At 39.3% G+C, this 19,313-nt stretch carries 14 protein-coding genes; 3 read left to right on the top strand and 11 right to left on the bottom strand.

Annotated features, from left to right (window positions below; translation table 11 throughout):
- Positions 1 to 15 precede the first annotated feature (15 nt).
- The 6 genes from BKM32_RS08675 to BKM32_RS08650 form a co-directional block, all read right to left on the bottom strand.
- Positions 16 to 963 carry a nitronate monooxygenase family protein gene (locus BKM32_RS08675; RefSeq protein WP_076663458.1) on the bottom strand — a complete coding sequence of 316 codons (948 nt, stop codon included), beginning with the start codon at positions 961 to 963 and terminating at the stop codon, positions 16 to 18.
- Complete coding sequence (locus tag BKM32_RS08670; protein WP_076663457.1) at positions 964 to 2,580, bottom strand: S8 family serine peptidase; 1,617 nt, start codon at positions 2,578 to 2,580, stop codon at positions 964 to 966.
- A 31-nt stretch (positions 2,581 to 2,611) separates the two neighbouring features.
- On the bottom strand, positions 2,612 to 3,799 hold the full coding sequence (gene mnmA, locus BKM32_RS08665) for a tRNA 2-thiouridine(34) synthase MnmA (RefSeq protein WP_076663456.1): 1,188 nt from the start codon (positions 3,797 to 3,799) through the stop codon (positions 2,612 to 2,614).
- A 106-nt stretch (positions 3,800 to 3,905) separates the two neighbouring features.
- Positions 3,906 to 4,610: a toxin-antitoxin system YwqK family antitoxin gene (locus tag BKM32_RS08660; protein ID WP_076663455.1), complete on the bottom strand. Its 705-nt coding sequence runs from the start codon at positions 4,608 to 4,610 to the stop codon at positions 3,906 to 3,908.
- Positions 4,611 to 4,726: 116 nt separating this feature from the next.
- On the bottom strand, positions 4,727 to 6,628 hold the full coding sequence (gene yidC, locus BKM32_RS08655; RefSeq protein WP_076663454.1) for a membrane protein insertase YidC: 1,902 nt from the start codon (positions 6,626 to 6,628) through the stop codon (positions 4,727 to 4,729).
- Between the two features lie 78 nt (positions 6,629 to 6,706).
- Positions 6,707 to 8,347 (bottom strand): CTP synthase, encoded by a 1,641-nt coding sequence (locus BKM32_RS08650; protein ID WP_076663453.1) that lies wholly within the window; start codon positions 8,345 to 8,347, stop codon positions 6,707 to 6,709.
- A 226-nt stretch (positions 8,348 to 8,573) separates the two neighbouring features.
- Here BKM32_RS08650 and BKM32_RS08645 point away from each other — a divergent pair, with 226 nt between their 5' ends.
- Both BKM32_RS08645 and BKM32_RS08640 read left to right on the top strand, forming a co-directional pair.
- Positions 8,574 to 9,470, top strand: coding sequence for a DnaJ C-terminal domain-containing protein (locus BKM32_RS08645; protein ID WP_076663452.1), 897 nt, complete (start codon positions 8,574 to 8,576; stop codon positions 9,468 to 9,470).
- Positions 9,471 to 9,472: 2 nt separating this feature from the next.
- A complete protein-coding gene (locus BKM32_RS08640) occupies positions 9,473 to 9,769 on the top strand; it encodes a chaperone modulator CbpM (protein ID WP_053977463.1) in 297 nt (98 codons plus the stop codon).
- A 5-nt stretch (positions 9,770 to 9,774) separates the two neighbouring features.
- Here BKM32_RS08640 and BKM32_RS08635 read toward each other — a convergent pair whose 3' ends face one another.
- The 5 genes from BKM32_RS08635 to bshC form a co-directional block, all read right to left on the bottom strand.
- Positions 9,775 to 10,017 (bottom strand): DUF3820 family protein, encoded by a 243-nt coding sequence (locus BKM32_RS08635; protein WP_253187438.1) that lies wholly within the window; start codon positions 10,015 to 10,017, stop codon positions 9,775 to 9,777.
- Positions 10,018 to 10,162: 145 nt separating this feature from the next.
- Positions 10,163 to 12,076: a LysM peptidoglycan-binding domain-containing protein gene (locus BKM32_RS08630; RefSeq protein WP_076663451.1), complete on the bottom strand. Its 1,914-nt coding sequence runs from the start codon at positions 12,074 to 12,076 to the stop codon at positions 10,163 to 10,165.
- Between the two features lie 49 nt (positions 12,077 to 12,125).
- Positions 12,126 to 13,661 (bottom strand): glutamine-hydrolyzing GMP synthase, encoded by a 1,536-nt coding sequence (guaA, locus tag BKM32_RS08625; protein ID WP_053977461.1) that lies wholly within the window; start codon positions 13,659 to 13,661, stop codon positions 12,126 to 12,128.
- A 51-nt stretch (positions 13,662 to 13,712) separates the two neighbouring features.
- Positions 13,713 to 15,083 carry an aminotransferase class V-fold PLP-dependent enzyme gene (locus BKM32_RS08620; protein WP_053977460.1) on the bottom strand — a complete coding sequence of 457 codons (1,371 nt, stop codon included), beginning with the start codon at positions 15,081 to 15,083 and terminating at the stop codon, positions 13,713 to 13,715.
- Between the two features lie 3 nt (positions 15,084 to 15,086).
- A complete protein-coding gene (bshC, locus tag BKM32_RS08615; protein ID WP_076663450.1) occupies positions 15,087 to 16,691 on the bottom strand; it encodes a bacillithiol biosynthesis cysteine-adding enzyme BshC in 1,605 nt (534 codons plus the stop codon).
- A 112-nt stretch (positions 16,692 to 16,803) separates the two neighbouring features.
- Here bshC and BKM32_RS08610 point away from each other — a divergent pair, with 112 nt between their 5' ends.
- On the top strand, positions 16,804 to 19,302 hold the full coding sequence (locus tag BKM32_RS08610) for a M14 metallopeptidase family protein (protein WP_076663449.1): 2,499 nt from the start codon (positions 16,804 to 16,806) through the stop codon (positions 19,300 to 19,302).
- The last annotated feature ends 11 nt before the right edge of the window (positions 19,303 to 19,313 follow it).

The raw sequence follows: 19,313 nt of genomic DNA, 5'->3' as shown, positions 1-19,313 counted from the left end.
CTCTGATAAAAATTCCTACATTTTTAATGCTTGTATTTGAGTATGGGCTTCCCTAAATTCCAACACCATATCAGTTACAATGTGTTGAACGGGCTTGATATCGTGTATCAAACCTGCGATCTGGCCAATTTCCAGTTCGCCTTCTTCCAAATCCCCTTCAAACATGCCCTTTTTAGCTCTAGCTCTTCCCAAAAGTACTTTCAAATCCTCCACCGAAGGACTTTTGGTATATAGCTCCTGGATATCATTAAAGAACTTATTTTTCACCAAACGCACTGGCGCCAGTTCCTTTAAAGTTAATTGCGTGTCCCCTTCTTTGGCATTTACCACCACTTCTTTAAAGGCCATATGAGCAGAAGATTCTTCGCTCGCTACAAAGCGGCTTCCTACTTGAACACCATCAGCTCCTAAAACCATGGCTGCCAACATCCCTCTCCCTGTTGCAATTCCACCAGCAGCAATCAACGGAATTTGTAACTGCTCCTTCACCATTGGGATTAAAGTCAACGTAGTTGTTTCATCCCGACCATTATGTCCTCCTGCCTCAAAACCTTCAGCAACAATAGCGTCCACCCCCGCCTCTTGGGCTTTCAATGCAAATTTCACACTACTTACTACATGCACAACTGTAATGCCTCGCTCTTGTAGCCAGGACGTCCAAGTTTTAGGATTTCCCGCAGAAGTAAAAACAATCTTTACACCTTCCTCCACAATGATATCCATAATTTCATCAATGTTCGGGTACAGCATTGGAACGTTCACTCCAAAAGGTTTTGTTGTTGCTTTTTTACATTTTTGAATGTGCTCTCGCAGTACTTCCGGGTACATGGAGCCTGCTCCAATTAATCCCAATATACCAGCATTACTAGCTGCAGACGCCAATCTCCAACCACTGTTCCATATCATTCCTGCTTGAACTATGGGGTATTCTATATTAAAAAGTGTTGTAATTTTATTTGTCATTTATAGTTTGATAAGTTTTATAGATTTGATTTGTGTTTTCGTTTTCAAAGAAAGTACATACATGCCTTGAGCCAAGCCAGAAACACTAATATCTTCCACCTGTTGTGTCAATGTACCTGATTGTAATTCCTTCCCTTGAAGATTACACAAGGAATATGTTGTTTCCTCATAAAGCGTTCCCATTTGAATGGTCAATTCATCTTTAACAGGATTGGGATACATATGAATTTCATCTAAACTCATCTCATGCACGGACAAGAGCATATCATAGGCCAATCCAAAATCTGGAATACCAAAGCCCAACAAATTGTCAGGCGAATCATATTGAGAGGAAGATGATTGGATTCGCTGCTTAATTTCTGCATTGGTCTCCAATGGAAAAGCCTGCCATAAGGAAGCCGCAGCACCAGCAATAATTGGACCACTAAAGGAGGTCCCGCTATTGGACACCAAAGCATTGCTCGGACTAATAACAGACGCTCCAGCTCCTTGAGCCACAACATCTGGTTTTTGGGTAGGCTGCGTTTCATTTCCCTGAGAACTGAAAGCTGCATAATTCCCTTCCGAATCCACAGCGCCTACAGAAAGTACATTGGCTGCATCAGCCGGAGCTCCAACAATTTGCCATGTAGTTGCCCCAGAATTTCCTGCGGAAGACACTACCAAAATGCCTTTTTCAAAAGCAATATTGGCTCCTTTTGAAATAAAGGCCGTGTTTCCATTCATATCTGCTGTAGTGTAGCTATAGTTAGGATTGTCATATTCGTTATAGCCCAAAGATGAATTGATAATGTGTACCCCCAAACTATCGGCACGCTCGGCAGCTTCCACCCAATAACTTTCCTCTACAGGATTTTCACTTCCCGCATCTTCAGTTCTAAAAAGATAATAGGAGGCATCTGGAGCGGTTCCCACAAATTGATCTTCCACATAACCTGCCATAGTGCTTAATACCCGTGTACCATGATCATTATCTGAGTAGGCATAGACATCTTCGGTTCTATTCACAAAATCATAGCCATCCAATAAATCATCATTGTCTCGTAATCTTTGGAATCCAGCCATGGTATTGACATTTGGAAATCCCGCATCCAATACCGCAACTACAATACCTTCTCCCGTAAAATCGAGTTGATGTAAGCTCTCCAAATTGAGCATTTCCACTTGGTTTTGGGCATTTCCATAAACAAAATCTGCTGTGGTTTCTTCTAAACTGAATTTATTTTGAATGGCAGCCATTTTTCCTGAAGAAAGGTCCAAGTTATTATCAGCAAAGTCGATACTGTCTACAAAAGGCAAGTCCAATAATACTGAAATATCTGTTTGGGTTCCCCTAACATGCACCGCATTGAACCATTTGGACTTTGCCAAAACGGTAATCCCTTCTTGGGTTTTAAGCGTTGAAATATAAGCTTCGTTAACAGGAACATCGCGATTATCAATAGGAATGTCGTGCGCATTTTTACGGTCGATGGCCGCCTGTGACAAAATGGAAATGGGATTGCTGATAGATGCCTCAACATTCAATTTATCGGTAAGATATACCCATGCATCTTCTTGGGCATGGCCCAAATAACTTATGGCAAGTATGCCAAACAGCAATATTTTTTTTAACATCTAGTTGTATTTGGGAATCGGTTGGTGCAATTTAAGAAATTACTCCCGATCCTACCAATTCCTCTCCTAGATACCAAGCTACAAATTGCCCTTCGGTAATAGCCGATTGTAAATTTTGAAATTCCACGTAAAGTCCGTTCTCAACTTTGTACAAAATTGCAGGCTCCAAAGGTTGTCTGTACCTAATACGCGCCATGACTTCCATAGTTTCTCCTTCGTTCAGCTCCAAATCTTCCCGTATCCAATGCACCTCATCATTAGCCACAAAAAGGGCGCGCTTTAACAAACCAGGATGGTCTTTGCCTTGCCCCGTATAAATGACATTTTCCTCAACATCGGTATCGATAACGAACAAGGGCTCCAAAGTCCCTCCCACACCAAGACCTTTACGTTGGCCTTTTGTGAAGTAATGGGCACCTTGATGTTTTCCTACCACTTTCCCGTCAGTAATGTGGTAGTCTATTTTTTTTGTTAAATATTGAAGTTCCTCTTCTTTGGAATCAAAATTAGACGTACCATTTAAGTATACTTCCGTATCCGAAGGAACTTCCACAATTACACCTTCCTTCGGCATCAATTTTTGTTGCAAAAATTCTGGAAGTCTAACTTTACCAATAAAACACAATCCTTGAGAATCTTTTTTATCAGCGGTAACCAAATTTAATTTTGTGGCAATTTCCCTCACTTCAGGTTTAGTCAATTCCCCAATTGGAAAAAGTGCTTTGGATAATTGCTCCTGCGATAGTTGGCATAGAAAATAAGACTGATCTTTATTGCCATCTACTCCTGCCAATAACTGATAAATTTCTTCTCCGTCTTTTTGAATCGTTCCTTTTCTACAATAATGTCCTGTAGCAACATAATCAGCTCCTAAGTCTAAGGCAATTTTCATAAAAACGTCAAACTTGATTTCACGATTACAAAGCACGTCTGGATTAGGAGTTCGGCCGCGTTGGTATTCGTCAAACATATAATCTACAATACGCTCTTTGTACTGCTCACTCAAATCGACCGTTTGGAAAGGAATCCCCAATTTATCGGCTACCAACATGGCATCATTGCTATCGTCCAACCATGGACATTCATCGGAAATGGTCACCGAATCGTCATGCCAATTTTTCATAAAAAGCCCAATAACCTCATAGCCTTGTTCCTTTAACAAATAGGCTGCCACACTGGAATCTACACCTCCGGAAAGACCTACGATAACTCGTTTCATTTATGTAAGTGATTGAATTTGATTATACGTTGCAAAATTACAAAATAAAAAATGGTAACCTCTTAAAGTTACCATTATAAAACATTATAGCCTTGATAGCTTTAACCTATTGTTTGTAAGGGTTTTTGCTCTTTTTGGTAAAGTCCTTTTCTTCTTCAAGCTTGCCGTCTTTGTAGTATTTCCAAATACCATCCTTACTGTCGTGCTTGTAGCTTCCTTCGGCAAGTAATTGCCCTTCGTCATTGTAATATTTGGCTTCTCCGTGAAGTTCATCATTTACATAATGAAATTCCTTCAACACCACCCCTGTTTCCGAATACCATCTGGACACACCTTGTATTTTTCCGTTCACGTAGTTCACTCTTTCAGCAATCTGTCCATTGTCATAATATACCAGTTTTTCTCCTTCCAAATTTCCTTGGTTATTATAGGTTTCGGTAGACATGATGGCATTGGTTTTGTTGTGATAATACACCCATTTGCCCATATACAATTTCCCGTTCATCTTTCCTTCGCTGATAAGTTTTCCTGTAGATGAAAAGAACTTCACCTCGGCAATATCATTATTTGGATTGAACGTTTTAGTGGCGCTCAACACACTCTTTTTATTATTTAAAGTATAATATTTAAACACACCAATTTCCTTACCATGATTGAATTCGCCTTCATAGCGCAATTCTTTGGTTTCATGGAAATTTTTGCGCCAAATACCGTGTCGCAATCCTTTGCTGTCAAATTGATTGATCTGTTGGGCCAGAACCACAGAAGTTGCCAAAAAACATAGGACCATTTGAATGTACTTCAATTTCATAGTGAAAAAATTTGAGCTTTCTGTTAAAGGGATTATTGCTTTTGCAATATTAAACGAAAATATAATACAAATGTTATAGAACAAAAAAGCTGCCTTTAAGTAGGCAGCTTTTAGTTTTATTTTCTACGCTGTTGCGCATTTTTTTGCTGTTCAGCCTGCTCCATCATTTCCTTCATTTTCTTTTGGAAACGACTTTCTTTTTTAGGCTGTTTCTTTTTATGCTGAATTTTAGCCAACACCTTGTCTTCATCAATGATAAAGTTTTTGATTACCAACATAATTCCAATACTAATCAAATTGGAAATAAAGTAATACAAACTCAATCCTGATGCGTACTGGTTAAAGAATACCAACATCATTAGAGGTGAGATATACAACATCACCTTCATCATTTTCTGCATGTCTGGCATCCCTTCTTCCACTGGCTGAGCTGTCATTTGCTGTCCTGTGGTCATTCTCATGTAGAAGAAAATGGCAATAGCAGCAAGAATTGGGAACAAACTCACGTGGTCTCCATAGAATGGAATCTTGAACGGTAATTCGGCAATGACATCATAAGATGACAAGTCATCTACCCAAAGGAATTTCTTTTGACGTAAATCGAAAGCAGATGGGAAGAACATGAACAAGGCATAGAACACAGGAATCTGCATCAAACCAGGCAAACATCCACTCAATGGACTTGCGCCTGCACGGCTTTGCAAGCTCATGGTTTCCTGTTGGATTTTCATTTTGTTGTCTTTGTACTTCTCTCTAATAGCGTCCATTTCTGGCTTTAGGATTTTCATCTTCGCCTGAGACAAGAACTGCTTGTACTGTACAAATGACAATAAAATCTTTACCAAAATAGTCATGACGATAATGGCAATACCATATGGCAAGAAAGAACTCAAGAATCCAAATAATGGAATGAATACGGATTTATTGATCCATCCAAAAATTCCCCATCCTAATGGAATACTCTTCTCTAAACCTCTATCGTATTTCTTTAATACCTTGCTATCTGTAGGTCCAAAGTACAAGTTCATATTTTCGGTCAACTCGCCACCTTTAAATTCCAAAGGCAATTTGGCTAAGTATTTTTTGGTGTAAAGTGTATCTACATCATCATTTTCCACCAAATTTTCAGACTCTAACTGAACCGTTTTAAATGGCACATCTGCAACCAAAATAGAACTAAAGAAGTGCTGACGGAACGAGATCCACTCCACATTTTCTTCGGTTTCGTCGTCTTCACCTGTTTGCGCCAATTTATCGATTTTATCCCCATCAAACTTATAGGTTAAACGGGTATAGCGGTTTTCATATTGAATACTCTTGTCATGACGCATTCCCTTCAATCCCCAAGTCAAATCTATTGGTTGGGAACTGTTGAACACATCTCCCAAACCTTGAGACTTCACAGAGAAACCAACCATATAATCGTTTGGCTTCAATTCATATCTGTATTCCAAATATTTGGATTCAGATACTTTCAGTCTCATGGAAACTACCGTATTTTCACCATTTTTGGTAATTGTTGGTTGAAAATAAAGATCTTGTGTGCTAAGGATTCTATTATCTGAAGTTCCAAAATTGATATTGAATTGCGTATTGCCATCCTTTACCATATAAATTGGCACAGAATCGTAATCTACAAACTGCGTCAACTTAACTTCAGAAAGATATCCTCCTTTGTTGCTGAATTTTAAAGCCAATACCCCGTTCTCAACCAAAGTAAACTCATCCTTTGCTGAAGGTAAAGACGAAGCATATGCAAATGCCCCTAACTTAACTTTTAATTGCTGAAGGGCTACAGAATCTAAAGCCCCTGTATTTGAAAAATCTTCGGCGGAAGTTACAAAGGCATCTTCCTTAGCCTTTGCTTTTTGTTCTGCCTCAACTTGTTCTTGCTTTGCTTTTTCTTGTTCAGAAACCTCTTCTGGAGAAGGCTGGTTTGTCCAAAGCATGTACAATAAGATTCCAAAAATAAGCACAAAGCCTATTATGGAATTCACGTCAATTTTCTTTTCTTCCATGTATGATATCTAAATGTCCTATTGGTTGGATAATTACATTATTAACTTTTACAAGCTACACAAAACGTTGTCCACTTTTTAGTTTTGTGACACACTGGCACCTTTTTTATTTGTTTTGAAGCTCAAGGCAGCCTTAACAAAGGCAACAAATAATGGGTGTGGATTGGCCACTGTACTCTTGTATTCTGGGTGGTACTGTACGCCCACAAACCAATTGTTCTCTGGAATTTCAACAATTTCTACCAACCCTGTATCTGGGTTAAATCCAGTTGCTTTCATACCGGCGTCCTCAATTTGTGATTTGAAATCGTTGTTAAACTCGTAGCGGTGTCTGTGACGTTCCTTGATTTGGCTGGAGCCATATACCTCTTTGGCAATACTTCCTTCCATCAATTCACAATCCCAAGCTCCCAAACGCATGGTTCCTCCTTTATCGGTAATTGTTTTTTGCGATTCCATAAGGTCAATTACAGGATGAGGCGTTGCTGGGTCCATTTCGGTAGAATTGGCATTTTCCAATCCTAAAACGTTTCTGGAATATTCAATAACGGCCATTTGCATTCCTAAACAGATTCCTAAAAACGGAATGTTGTTTTCACGTACATATCTTACCGCTTCAATTTTTCCTTCAATACCACGCTCACCAAAACCAGGCGCTACCAATACCCCATCTAAATGTGCCAATTGTTTCTCAGCACTTTCAGGAGTCAAATATTCAGAGTGGATAGATTCTACCCTAACTTTCACTTCATTTTCGGCACCTGCATGAATGAAGGCTTCCAAAATAGATTTATAGGAATCCTGTAATTCTACATATTTTCCAATCAATCCAATGGTCACTTCTTCCTTTGGATTTTTATGACGGTTCAAGAATTGGTTCCAACGCTCTAAGTTTGGCGTATCGCTTTGCAATCCTAATTTTTTCAAGACTACTTTATCCAAGCCCTGTTCCAACATTAAGTTTGGAACATCGTAAATGGTAGACGCATCAATAGATTGAATCACCGCCTCTTCTCTAACGTTGCAGAACAATGCCAATTTTCTTCTTAAATCTTCAGGTAATTCGTGCTCGGTACGACATACCAAAATATCGGCCTGCACCCCACTTTCCATCAACGTTTTTACACTGTGCTGGGTTGGTTTTGTTTTCAATTCCCCTGCTGCCGATAAATATGGCACCAAGGTAAGGTGAATCACGATTCCGTTTTGTTCACCCAAATCCCAACGCAATTGACGTACGGCTTCCACATAAGGTAAAGACTCAATATCCCCTACTGTTCCACCTATTTCAGTGATCACGATATCATAATCTCCCGAGTTTCCTAAAATCTGGATTCGGTGTTTGATTTCGTCTGTGATATGAGGAATTACCTGTACGGTTTTCCCAAGAAATTCACCACGACGCTCCTTTTGGATCACGCTTTGGTAAATTCTACCTGTAGTTACGTTGTTAGACTGGCTTGTAGGTACATTCAAAAAACGCTCATAATGTCCTAAATCCAAATCGGTTTCAGCTCCATCATCAGTCACGTAGCACTCTCCATGCTCATATGGGTTCAAGGTACCAGGATCCACATTAATGTAAGGATCTAATTTTTGAATAGTTGTTCTGTAACCTTGTGCCTGAAGCAATTTGGCTAGTGATGCCGCAATAATTCCTTTTCCTAGTGAAGATGTAACCCCTCCGGTTACAAAGATGTATTTTGTATCAGTTGTCATGTTGCGCTTTTAAACGCAGGCAAATTTACAAAATTTAAATAGTTATGGCACATAGTTTTTCAGTTATTTGGGACGCTTTTAGCAAATTGGCATTTGCTTTACACATTGGTTTTCATTTAAACAGAGTCCTGCTTGATATTTTAAAAAAAATACCCGAAATTAGTTAATCTCCATTAGGATTCATCATTGTATTGCCAAGCATTGGCTTTTTTAAAACTCACACTGTATGAGATTTATAGATTATTACAAGATACTTGGTGTCGACAAAAACGCTTCAGAGAGCGACATCAAAAAAGCCTACCGTAAACTGGCTCGAAAATACCATCCGGATCTTAACCCCAATGACAAGGAAGCCGAAAAGAAATTCAAGGAAATCAATGAAGCTAATGAGGTGTTGAGCCATCCTGAAAATCGTAAGAAATACGACAAATACGGAAAAGATTGGCAGCACTCGGAAGCCTTTGAAGAAGCTCAGCGCCAACAGCAATCCCAAAGAGGACATTATCAAAGTTCCTCCGGCCGATTCTCAGAGGAAGATTTCTCTGATTTTTTCAGTTCCATGTTTGGTGGTGGCGATGGTTTTAGAAGTAGTCATGGCCATGGGCAACCAAAGTTTAGAGGCCAAGATTATAATGCCGAACTGCAATTGGAACTGGAAGACGTGTACAAAACCCACAAACGTACCTTAACCATCGACGGAAAAAACATCAGACTTACCATTCCTGCAGGTGTAAGGAATGGTCAGATTATAAAAATAAAAGGTTATGGAGGCGAAGGCATCAACGGTGGCCCCAAAGGTGATCTTCATATCAAGTTTTCCATCAACAACCACAGTAAATTTAAGCGAGATCATAACAATCTGTACACCGATTTGGACCTAGATCTATATACAGCAGTTTTGGGAGGCGAAGTCATTATTGACACGTTTGATGGCAAACTAAAGCTAAAGGTGAAACCAGAAACCCAAAACGATACCAAGGTAAAATTAAAAGGGAAAGGGTTTCCTGTGTATAAAAAAGAGGGGGAATTTGGCGATCTTTATGTGACCTATCACATTAAAACACCCACCAACCTTTCTGAAAAAGAAAAAGCACTATTTGAAGAATTAGCAAAATTACGATAGCGATGGATACAACTCATTTCATACCCATTTCCAAGCTTTGCAGCTCCTATAATGTAACCATTTCCTTTTTGGAAGAGCTCGAGGACATTGGTCTTATTTCCATTATCAACATTGAAAAACAATATTATATGGACACCGATGCCGTTGGCTCCTTGGACAAAATACTAAGAATGCAGCGAGAGCTCAACCTCAACATAGAAGGAATCGATATTGTGTTCAACCTACTTCAAAAAGTAGATGCCCTTCAAGCCGAACTCAGTAATCTACAAAACCGCTTAAGGCTTTACGAACACGACTAAGAATTTTATTTTGGATACCTTTTTTTGATATTCCTAATCAAATCTTCCAAGCCGTTGACCTTTAGCTCATAAACCATTTTTAGCATGTCCCCTAATTGCCCCTTCGGAAAACCTTTGTTGTGATACCACACCACATAGTATTCCGGTAAGTCGATTAGATCACGCCCTTCATATTTTCCAAATGGCATTTTGCTATGTGCCAATTTTATCAAAAAATCTTTGTCTTGTCCTAACATTTTGTCTTTCATTTATAATCTTCAAGGCACCTTAGCTGTTCCTAACTTAACACAGGAATACTAACCTCTTGATACAACAAATCCCTAAAAGTTCCATACCCGTTATGTGTACGCAACGTTTTAGGGATTATGTCAATATTGTGTTTTGTTTTGAAAACTATTCCGCTTCAACAATTGTTAGGTCGTCGTACTTTACAATATAAACCGCTTCATTATAGTAGCCTCCAAAATACTTTTTGACGTATCTAAATTTGTTTTCCAAGTATTCGGTTTCCAACTCAGGAGTTGCTGCCTCATACAAGTTTTCTTTGGAAGCCAAGCGCAACAAAATATCCAACGTCAAATCGAAACCTCGAATAGCATACCTATTTGGTTCTACACCATACAAACTTTTATACTTTGTAATAAACCCATTGGTTGTAGGTGTAATTATTGTTTTGTTTGCCGATGGATAAGTAAATTTCAAATTAGACAAGTGATAATTTGAAATGTTCTTTCCTTCCAAGAATACCGAACTATTTTGGGTAGTCATCAACACAATATGCTGTTCCTCATTGTTCAAACCATTCAACATACTAGTTACATTAGAAGCAAAAGCTTCGTTTTGGGTCTCCAAAAACACGATATTTTCCCCATCTATAAACATATCTTCCAAATCAGAAATCATGATGTAATTACTATCCTTCCCATCCTTATCCTTTCTGGAGAAGATTTGTTTCGCAGCCACAAACTCCGATTTCAATTGATCGCTAACCACCTTGTTTTTAGCATCGGCAATGATTACAATATGCTTTGGCAAAGAATCCCTTTTCACAAAACGAATCATTTCCTTTTGCATCAATTCACTTGAAGGTACGGTTTGAAAAACATTGTCGTACAAGTTTTCTGGCGTCGTAAAAGGAGAAATCACGGGAATGTGATCGCCTTTAACACTAGCCGCTACCCGTTCCAAATTCTTTGGAAACAAAGGGCCGATGATGGCATCGTAAGTTGAAAAATCATTGTTCTTTAAAATATTGGACACCTCAGACAATTGGTCCTTAGTATCAAACACCTTTAAGTTTGTAGAAATCCCCAACTGTTTTGCTGAATCCAAAGCCATTTCCACTCCCACATGAAAATCCAAAGAAATGGATAATCGTGTGTCGTTTTTAATAGCGCTTTTAGCCTCTTGTACAGAATCTACATCAATTCTATTTAATCTATAAGGCAACATCAAAGCCAAACGCTTGGTCTTTAGATTCTCAAAGTTAGTTTTGGTTAAATCGGTATTTTCAAACTCATCACTACCCATAACCGTATTTGCCGAACCAGGAATTTTGATTACCATTCCCAATTTCAAGCCACCTTCCTTCAACTCAGGATTAAGGGCTTCCAATTCTTCTTGGGTGACACCAAACTTTCGGTTCAAAGCCATATAGCCCTCACTCTTCTGTACCGTATAGTAGTTGTAATTTTCCTCGATTGCTTTCTCTTCGTTATCGGCTATGTTTGGAACATTCAAGACATCTCCCGGTTGCAATACTTCCCCCATATTTGGATTAAGAGCTTCCAACTCAGGAACTGTAATCCCAAACTTATAGGCCACACGCCATTTTCCTTCTTTAGGTTGTACCGTATACTTTTTTAGGGTATTGCTTACCTCAGCTTTAGCAACAACTGTTTTGAATTTTGGGATTTTAATTTTATCTCCCTTTTGAAGATTATTGGCATACAAATAGGTATTGTATTTTTTGATATCGTCAACAGTTACATTGTACTGCTTCGCAATACTGTACAAAGTTTCCTTTTTCTTAGCCCGATGGTATTGGTACCCAGTTACCTCTTTGGTTTCTGTTACAGCTTCATCTGGACGAATTTTGGAAGTAGGGATAATTAACACTGTGCCAACCGTTAGCTTCTTTTTGGCATCTGGGTTAAGGGCATAAATGTCAAAAGGAGTTACCAAATATAATTTGGCAATCTCCTCTATCGTTTCTCCTTGTTTTACTTTATGTTGTTTAAAATTTTGAGCCTGTACAAAGCAAATACTTGCTAGAGTAAACAGGGTAATTAAAACAAGTTTTTTCATATGGTTAAATTATTGTTTACGTTTATGGGGCAATAAATCGTTCACTATACTATTCCCATTCAATGGTTGCTGGCGGCTTAGAACTTATGTCGTACACTACTCTATTAACGCCTTTTACCTTATTTATTATTTCGTTTGAGGTTTTCTGCAAGAACTCGTATGGTAAATTTACCCAGTCAGCGGTCATACCATCGGTACTTTCAACCGCTCTAAGGGCCACACATTGCTCATAGGTACGCTCATCTCCCATTACCCCAACACTGTTGATAGGCAACAAAATGGCACCCGCTTGCCATACATCGTCATAAAGTCCCCAAGACTTCAATCCGTTAATAAATACAGCATCTACCTCTTGTAATATACGAACTTTTTCAGCCGTAATATCACCTAAAATTCTAATTCCTAAACCAGGGCCTGGGAAAGGGTGACGTCCCAAAAGAGCTGGCTCCATTCCCATAGAAGCTCCAACACGTCTTACCTCATCCTTAAACAAGGCTTTCAATGGCTCTACCACCTTCAGCTTCATGAAATCTGGCAATCCTCCCACGTTGTGGTGACTCTTGATAGTTGCACTAGGTCCTCCTGTTGCCGAAACACTTTCGATAACGTCTGGATAGATGGTTCCTTGTGCCAACCATTTTACATCCTGAATTTGGTGGGCTTCATCATCAAACACTTCAATGAACACACGACCAATGGTTTTACGTTTTTCCTCAGGGTCGCTCTTTCCTGCCAAAGCATCCAAAAAGCGTGCCGAAGCATCGACTCCCTTAACGTTTAGGCCCATGTGCTTGTACTGATCTAGTACATCCTCAAATTCGTTTTTACGAAGTAAGCCATTATTTACGAAAATACAATATAAATTTTCTCCAATTGCTTTGTTCAACAGCATAGCCGCCACAGAAGAATCCACTCCTCCAGACAATCCCAAAACAACTTTATCATTTCCTAACTGAGCTTTCAGTTCATCCACTGTTTCATCTACAAAGGATTGTGGCGTCCAGTCTTGGTTTACTCCTGCAATGTTCACCAAAAAGTTCTGCAATAAGCGCTTACCATCTGTAGAATGGTATACTTCTGGGTGGAACTGGATAGCATAAGTTGATTCCCCTTCAATTCTATAAGCTGCATTTTCAACATCATGCGTACTCGCCAACAACACTCCATTTTCCGGTAAATGCTTGATAGTGTCACTATGGCTCATCCACACTTGGCTTCCCTCTGAAATATTTTCGAAAAAGGACTCTCCTCCCTTAACAAATGATAGGTTTGCTCTTCCATATTCACGGGTGTTGGATGGCGCTACTTCACCTCCTGAGAAATGTGCTAAATATTGCGCTCCATAACAAACAGCCAATAAAGGCTTTTTACCACGGATTTTTGACAAATCTGGGTGAGGTGCATCTTCGGCACGAACCGAAAATGGACTACCAGAAAGAATTACCGCTTGGTATTCTTCTACCGTTGATGGAACTTTGTTGAATGGGTGGATTTCACAGTAAATATTGAGCTCTCTAACTCGTCTTGCAATTAGTTGCGTGTACTGCGAACCGAAGTCTAAAATGAGTATCTTATCGTGTTGCATGTGCAAAATTAAAATTAAATGGGAAATTATATATTGAAAATTGAAAAAATATCAATTCATTGAATCTAAAATCATTTCAATATCCTTCTCGGTAGTATCTGGATTGATAAAACAAAAACGGGACACTGTTTCAAAAGTATCACCTTGCTTCCATTTGGTTGGCGTTACCAAAGCAAACCCCGACTTATGGTTTCTATAGGTCCATTCGGTATAATCCTCCGGACTCCATCCTTTTCTTCGGAACAGAACACAGGACAAACTTGGATCTCTTACCAATTCCACTTTATCGTGCTCTGTGATCAATTTACCGGCAATCTGTGCCAGTTCAATGCCTCGCTCTACCGCTTCCTTGTATCTATCGGTACCATGGGTTGCCAAAGAGAACCATAAAGGTAAACCGCGTACACGGCGCGTTAATTGTATTTGATAATCGGTTGGGTTGAAGCCGTGTGCCCCTTCATCCTTAAAAATATCCAAATAAGAGCCTTGTTGCGAGTGTGCATTTTTGGCCAACTCTGGATTTTTATAGATTACTGCGCCACAGTCGTATGGAGAGAACATCCATTTGTGTGGATCAATGGTGATACTATCGGCACGTTCAATACCTTTAAATTGATGTCTTACGGAATCTGCCACCAAAGCACCTCCCCCATAAGCAGCATCTACATGGAACCAAAGATTTTCAGCTTCACACACCTCTGCAATGCTTTCCAAATCATCGATAATTCCGGCATTGGTAGTTCCTCCCGTAGCCACCACAGCAAACAAACATTTGCGCTCGTGCTCCGTTAAGGTTGCAATGGTCTTCTTCAAGTCTTCTCCTGTCAAACATTCTTCAGAATCCACCAACAAGATATCCACATCGGCTACTTTGGCCATCGCCTTTACAGACGAATGGGCTCCAATTGAGGTTATGATCAATCCTTTTTCTCTTTTAAAAGCATCGTCCTGTCTCCAATGTTCACGTGCTGTTACGATTGCCGATAAGTTGGCCGAAGTTCCTCCACTGGTAAACACACCAAAAGCGCCTTCTGGCAAGCCTGTTAAGGATACAATCCACTTCATGGCTTCATTTTCACAGAAAATACCTCCAGCACCTTCCATCCAATACGCTCCATGAATACTGGATGCCGAGGTCACCAAGTCGAACATAATAGCTGCTCTTGTTGGAGATGCTGGCACAAAAGCTAAATTACGGGGATGGTCTACAGGAACATTGGTATTAGCCAAGTGTTTTTTCCAAAGGTCGAAGGCGTATTCTCCTCCTACTCCTTTTGGGGTGATGGTCTCACCTACCAAGGCTTTTAACTCTTCTGCTTTTTTGGGTTTACCTATTTGGCGTTCAGTCGCGGAAACTCTATCGATAACGTATTTCATGACATCCAATGTCATTTCTACCAAGTCGATATCTATCTTATGCATTTGCTACTCTAAATTTAGAATTATAAACTCTTTTTTAAGGGGCTGCAAATTTACTATTAACTGATGAATTAATTGGTCTCCAAACTCTAAATAAAATTGAGAAAAATTGGTATTGCGTTCCTGCAAACTTTGATTCGGAAATAATTCGTTTTGAAGTTGTACCACTCGATCCAAATGATCGCTCAATTTCCGCTTTTGCGCCTTGAGCAAACGCTTTTCCAAATGTTCCAAACCTTTAATTTGTTTGCGCTGTTGAGCACCAACAGCACCTAAAAATGTGGGATCGGTTTTTTCCGCAAGTTTATACAGGTCCTTAAACTGTTGTTCGAGGTGTTTTTTTTGAGTGCTAAAGTCGATATCAACCTCAGAAATGGATTTGGTTACTTTGGAAACCAAATCTTCTTGATTCAAGAATAAATCGGCCATGGATAGTTGCAACTTCTCCAATTTTTCCTGCTGCTTTTCGGTTGCCAATAATACCGAATTCCTTAGCAACAATATTGGAAAGGTGACTTTATGGGCTTCAAAATTAGATTTCAACTGAAACCAATAAGCCAATTCACCGCCTCCACCAATGTAACAAAGGTTTGGCAAAATCACCTCTTGATACAAAGGACGCATAATCACATTAGGACTAAAACGTTCCGGGTATTCATGTAATTCCTTGACGATTTCTTCTATGTTCCAAGTAATCTCCGTTCCGTAAACACTATACTTTCCATCAAGTTCCACAATGCGTTCACGCAAACCTTCAGTTATGTAAAAAAGATTAATTTCTCTAGGGTTGACCTGTATTTTGTAGTTTTCGGGCAATGCATTGATTTGGGCATTGGTCTCCGAGACATTTTTAAAAGACGATTGCTGCAACAATTCATCCTCCATATAAGGCACAAACAGTTGCTTTAAGTTTTGGTCGTTGCCATCTACAATCACCAAACCATACTCCCCTAGCAATTCATTCACCAAAAACCTAGTGGCATCTGTCAGGTTTGCATGTTCTAAATATGCCTTAGTGAAATGTTCTTTTAAACGTTTGGCATTATTACCGGCATTCAATTGGGAGGCGAACACTTCTTCCACTGCATCCAAACCTTCCAAATCCAACTCGCCAACTGCACCTGATGAGTCTCTGCTCCACTTTATTTTCTTTCCGTTGAAATTGAAATAATTGATCTCTTCAAAATCATGGTCTTCCGTTGCCATCCAATACACTGGCACAAAATTGTATTCGGGATACGCTTCCTTTAACTCACTACAAAGATTGATGGCAGAGACGATTTTATAGAAAAAATACAAAGGACCAGTAAACAGATTAAGTTGATGCCCCGTAGTAATGGTAAATGTATTTTCTTCTTTTAAGACTTGAATATTCCGTTGTGTACTTTCGGAAAGTTCCAAAGACTGACATTGCTGTTCCAATGCTTCCACCAAAACCTTTCGGTTTGCCAAAGAAACTTGAGGTTGCTTTTCCTCTATCTGTTGTTTAAAGGCTTCCACTGTTGGAAACCTATGGTAAAAAGGCTTTAGATTTTGATTTTCTTCTAGATAATCACAGATAAGTTGTGAGAAGTAGTTGGTGTCTTTAAACGGAATACAGTCTGTTGGCATAGTCACTATTCAATTCTGACGTAAATATACAGCGCAAAACTGTTTTATGTCCTAAATTTTAGTTAATTCATATTCAATTTATATCATTATTTTTATCACCTAAACCAGCGCTATGCAAAAAATATTTGTTTTTATAGTTACTGTATTCTGTTGTTCAATTTTCTCTTTTGGACAGGAATTACAATCTCCCGATAGCTTTTTAGGATATGAATTGGGATCCCATTTTTCCAGACACCATCAAGTGGTAGATTACTTTAAATATGTAAGCCAACAACTGCCTGGTCAAGTGAAATTGGAACATTATGGGGATACTTATGAGCGACGACCATTATATGTTGCTTATATTTCTTCGGAAGAAAACCTGAGAAATCTTGAAACTATTCGCCAGAACAATCTTAAAAATGCAGGTGTTTTAGATGGCAACACAACTTCCAATGAAGTTGCCATTGTATGGTTGAGCTATAATGTTCATGGCAATGAAGCATCCAGCACCGAAGCTGCCATGAAAACCCTCTACACCTTATTGACCGAAAAACAGGAATGGCTTAAAAGCACCGTGGTAATTATTGATCCTTGTATCAATCCAGACGGAAGAGATCGTTATGTGAATTGGTATAATGAAACCTCCAGTGCTCCTTACGACACCGACCAACAAGCTAGCGAACATTTAGAACCATGGCCAGGCGGAAGACCTAATCATTATTTGTTTGATTTGAATAGGGATTGGGCTTGGGCTACACAAATTGAAAGTCAGTCGCGATTAAAAATTTACAACAAATGGCTTCCACATATTCATGTGGATTTCCATGAACAAGGGATCAACAACCCTTATTATTTTGCTCCAGCAGCAGAACCATTCCATGAAATCATCACCGATTGGCAAAAAGACTTTCAAACACAAATAGGAAAAAACCACGCCAAATATTTTGATTCCAACGGTTGGCTATATTTTACAAGAGAACGTTTTGATTTGTTATACCCAAGTTATGGTGACACTTATCCAACATTTATGGGAGCCATTGGTATGACCTACGAACAGGCAGGTCACGGCCGTGGTGGTTTGGGGATTATGAATGATGAAGGCACCGAGTTAACCCTTAAGGATCGCATTGCCCACCATACCACTACAGGTCTATCTACGGTAGAAGTTGCCAGCAAAAATGCGGCGAAGCTAAACTCCGAATTCAAAAAATTCTTCGAAAACAGTAATGTGGATTATCAAAGTTATGTTTTGAGTGGAGAACAAGATAAAATTGAAAGCTTAAAACAATTATTAGACCAACATGGTATTAGCTATTATAATGGCTCCAAAACTAAGGTGAACGGCTATCTATACAACAAAGGAGACAAAGGTTCTATGGACATCACCTCCTCCGATTTGGTTATAAGCACCAACCAGCCAAAAGGTAAAATGGTACAAGTATTGTTTGAACCAAATGTCAGCCTAAGCGATTCGCTAACCTATGACATTACTGCCTGGAGTGCTCCATTTGCCTTTGGATTGGATGCCTTGGCCAGTACCAAATTGATTCCGGCAAAAGCTGAAGCTGCAACCTCTACCCCAACACCAAAAATAGACACCAAAGCAACGGCATATATGGCCAAATGGAACCATATTACCGATGCCAAATTCTTGGTGGAATTAATGAAGCAAAAAATTAAAATACGCTTTACCGAAAAACCCATTACCACCAGTGCCCCTGAGCAAACATTTGATCGCGGTTCCTTGATTATCATAAGAGGAGACAATCAATCTGTGGAAGACTTTGATTCCAAAGTGATGGCTTCCGCTAAAAAATTCAACAAGAATCCAATTGCGGTGATGAGTGGTTTTTCAAAGTCTGGGCCAGATTTTGGATCGCCAGATGTGAAATTGGTCAATACGCCTAAAGTTGCGTTACTTTCTGGCGAATCTACATCTCCCTATGGTTATGGTGAATTATGGCACTTCTTTGAGCAACAATTACAATTCCCTGTGACTTCTTTAAACACTAAGTATTTTAAAATGTATGATTTGAAAAAGTACAACGTATTGATTGTGCCCGATGGCAACTATGCCAAGGTATTGGACAACGGTGCTTTAAAAAATCTGCAAGCATGGATTCAAAAGGGAGGCAAACTGATTGTCATTGACGGTGCCCTAAAAAGCTTTGCTGATAAAAAAGGATTCAGCTTAAAAGCCCATGAAGTTAAGGATTCCATTTCTATTGACAAGAAACTGATTTCCTATGCCGATCGTGAACGTGAAGGCATTAAAAAACTTATTACAGGGGCCGTTTTTAAAACGAAAGTGGACAGCACCCATCCATTGGCTTTTGGATATACAGACACCTATTACACATTAAAACTGGGCAATGATTCCTATGAGTTATTGGAGGATGGTTATAATGTGGTGCATATTGGAGAGAACCCAAAAAGTGTTTCTGGCTTTACAGGAACCGATGCTCTTGAAACCCTAGAAAACTCTTTAATATTTGGAGAAGAACGAATCGGCGAAGGAAGTATTGTCTATATGACAGACAATGTCATGTTCCGAAGTTTTTGGGAAAACGGAAAGCTATTCCTGGTGAATGCTGTCTTCTTTGTCAATAATAACCTATTTACCATATAAAAGAAAAGCAG

Origin of the sequence: Mangrovimonas sp. DI 80, from assembly GCF_001975575.1 — a bacterium.
Classification (GTDB): domain Bacteria; phylum Bacteroidota; class Bacteroidia; order Flavobacteriales; family Flavobacteriaceae; genus Mangrovimonas_A; species Mangrovimonas_A xylaniphaga.
The sequence above is the reverse complement of the archived record's forward strand: the minus strand, read 5'-3'. Positions and strand labels throughout refer to the sequence as shown.

Excerpts from the sequence above, each read along its gene's own strand:
- BKM32_RS08675 (WP_076663458.1), bottom strand. The coding sequence starts at position 963 with ATGACAAATAAAATTACAACACTTTTTAATATAGAATACCCCATAGTT.
- BKM32_RS08670 (WP_076663457.1), bottom strand. The coding sequence starts at position 2,580 with ATGTTAAAAAAAATATTGCTGTTTGGCATACTTGCCATAAGTTATTTG.
- mnmA (WP_076663456.1), bottom strand. The coding sequence starts at position 3,799 with ATGAAACGAGTTATCGTAGGTCTTTCCGGAGGTGTAGATTCCAGTGTG.
- BKM32_RS08660 (WP_076663455.1), bottom strand. The coding sequence starts at position 4,610 with ATGAAATTGAAGTACATTCAAATGGTCCTATGTTTTTTGGCAACTTCT.
- yidC (WP_076663454.1), bottom strand. The coding sequence starts at position 6,628 with ATGGAAGAAAAGAAAATTGACGTGAATTCCATAATAGGCTTTGTGCTT.
- BKM32_RS08650 (WP_076663453.1), bottom strand. The coding sequence starts at position 8,347 with ATGACAACTGATACAAAATACATCTTTGTAACCGGAGGGGTTACATCT.
- BKM32_RS08645 (WP_076663452.1), top strand. The coding sequence starts at position 8,574 with ATGAGATTTATAGATTATTACAAGATACTTGGTGTCGACAAAAACGCT.
- BKM32_RS08640 (WP_053977463.1), top strand. The coding sequence starts at position 9,473 with ATGGATACAACTCATTTCATACCCATTTCCAAGCTTTGCAGCTCCTAT.
- BKM32_RS08635 (WP_253187438.1), bottom strand. The coding sequence starts at position 10,017 with ATGAAAGACAAAATGTTAGGACAAGACAAAGATTTTTTGATAAAATTG.
- BKM32_RS08630 (WP_076663451.1), bottom strand. The coding sequence starts at position 12,076 with ATGAAAAAACTTGTTTTAATTACCCTGTTTACTCTAGCAAGTATTTGC.
- guaA (WP_053977461.1), bottom strand. The coding sequence starts at position 13,661 with ATGCAACACGATAAGATACTCATTTTAGACTTCGGTTCGCAGTACACG.
- BKM32_RS08620 (WP_053977460.1), bottom strand. The coding sequence starts at position 15,083 with ATGCATAAGATAGATATCGACTTGGTAGAAATGACATTGGATGTCATG.
- bshC (WP_076663450.1), bottom strand. The coding sequence starts at position 16,691 with ATGCCAACAGACTGTATTCCGTTTAAAGACACCAACTACTTCTCACAA.
- BKM32_RS08610 (WP_076663449.1), top strand. The coding sequence starts at position 16,804 with ATGCAAAAAATATTTGTTTTTATAGTTACTGTATTCTGTTGTTCAATT.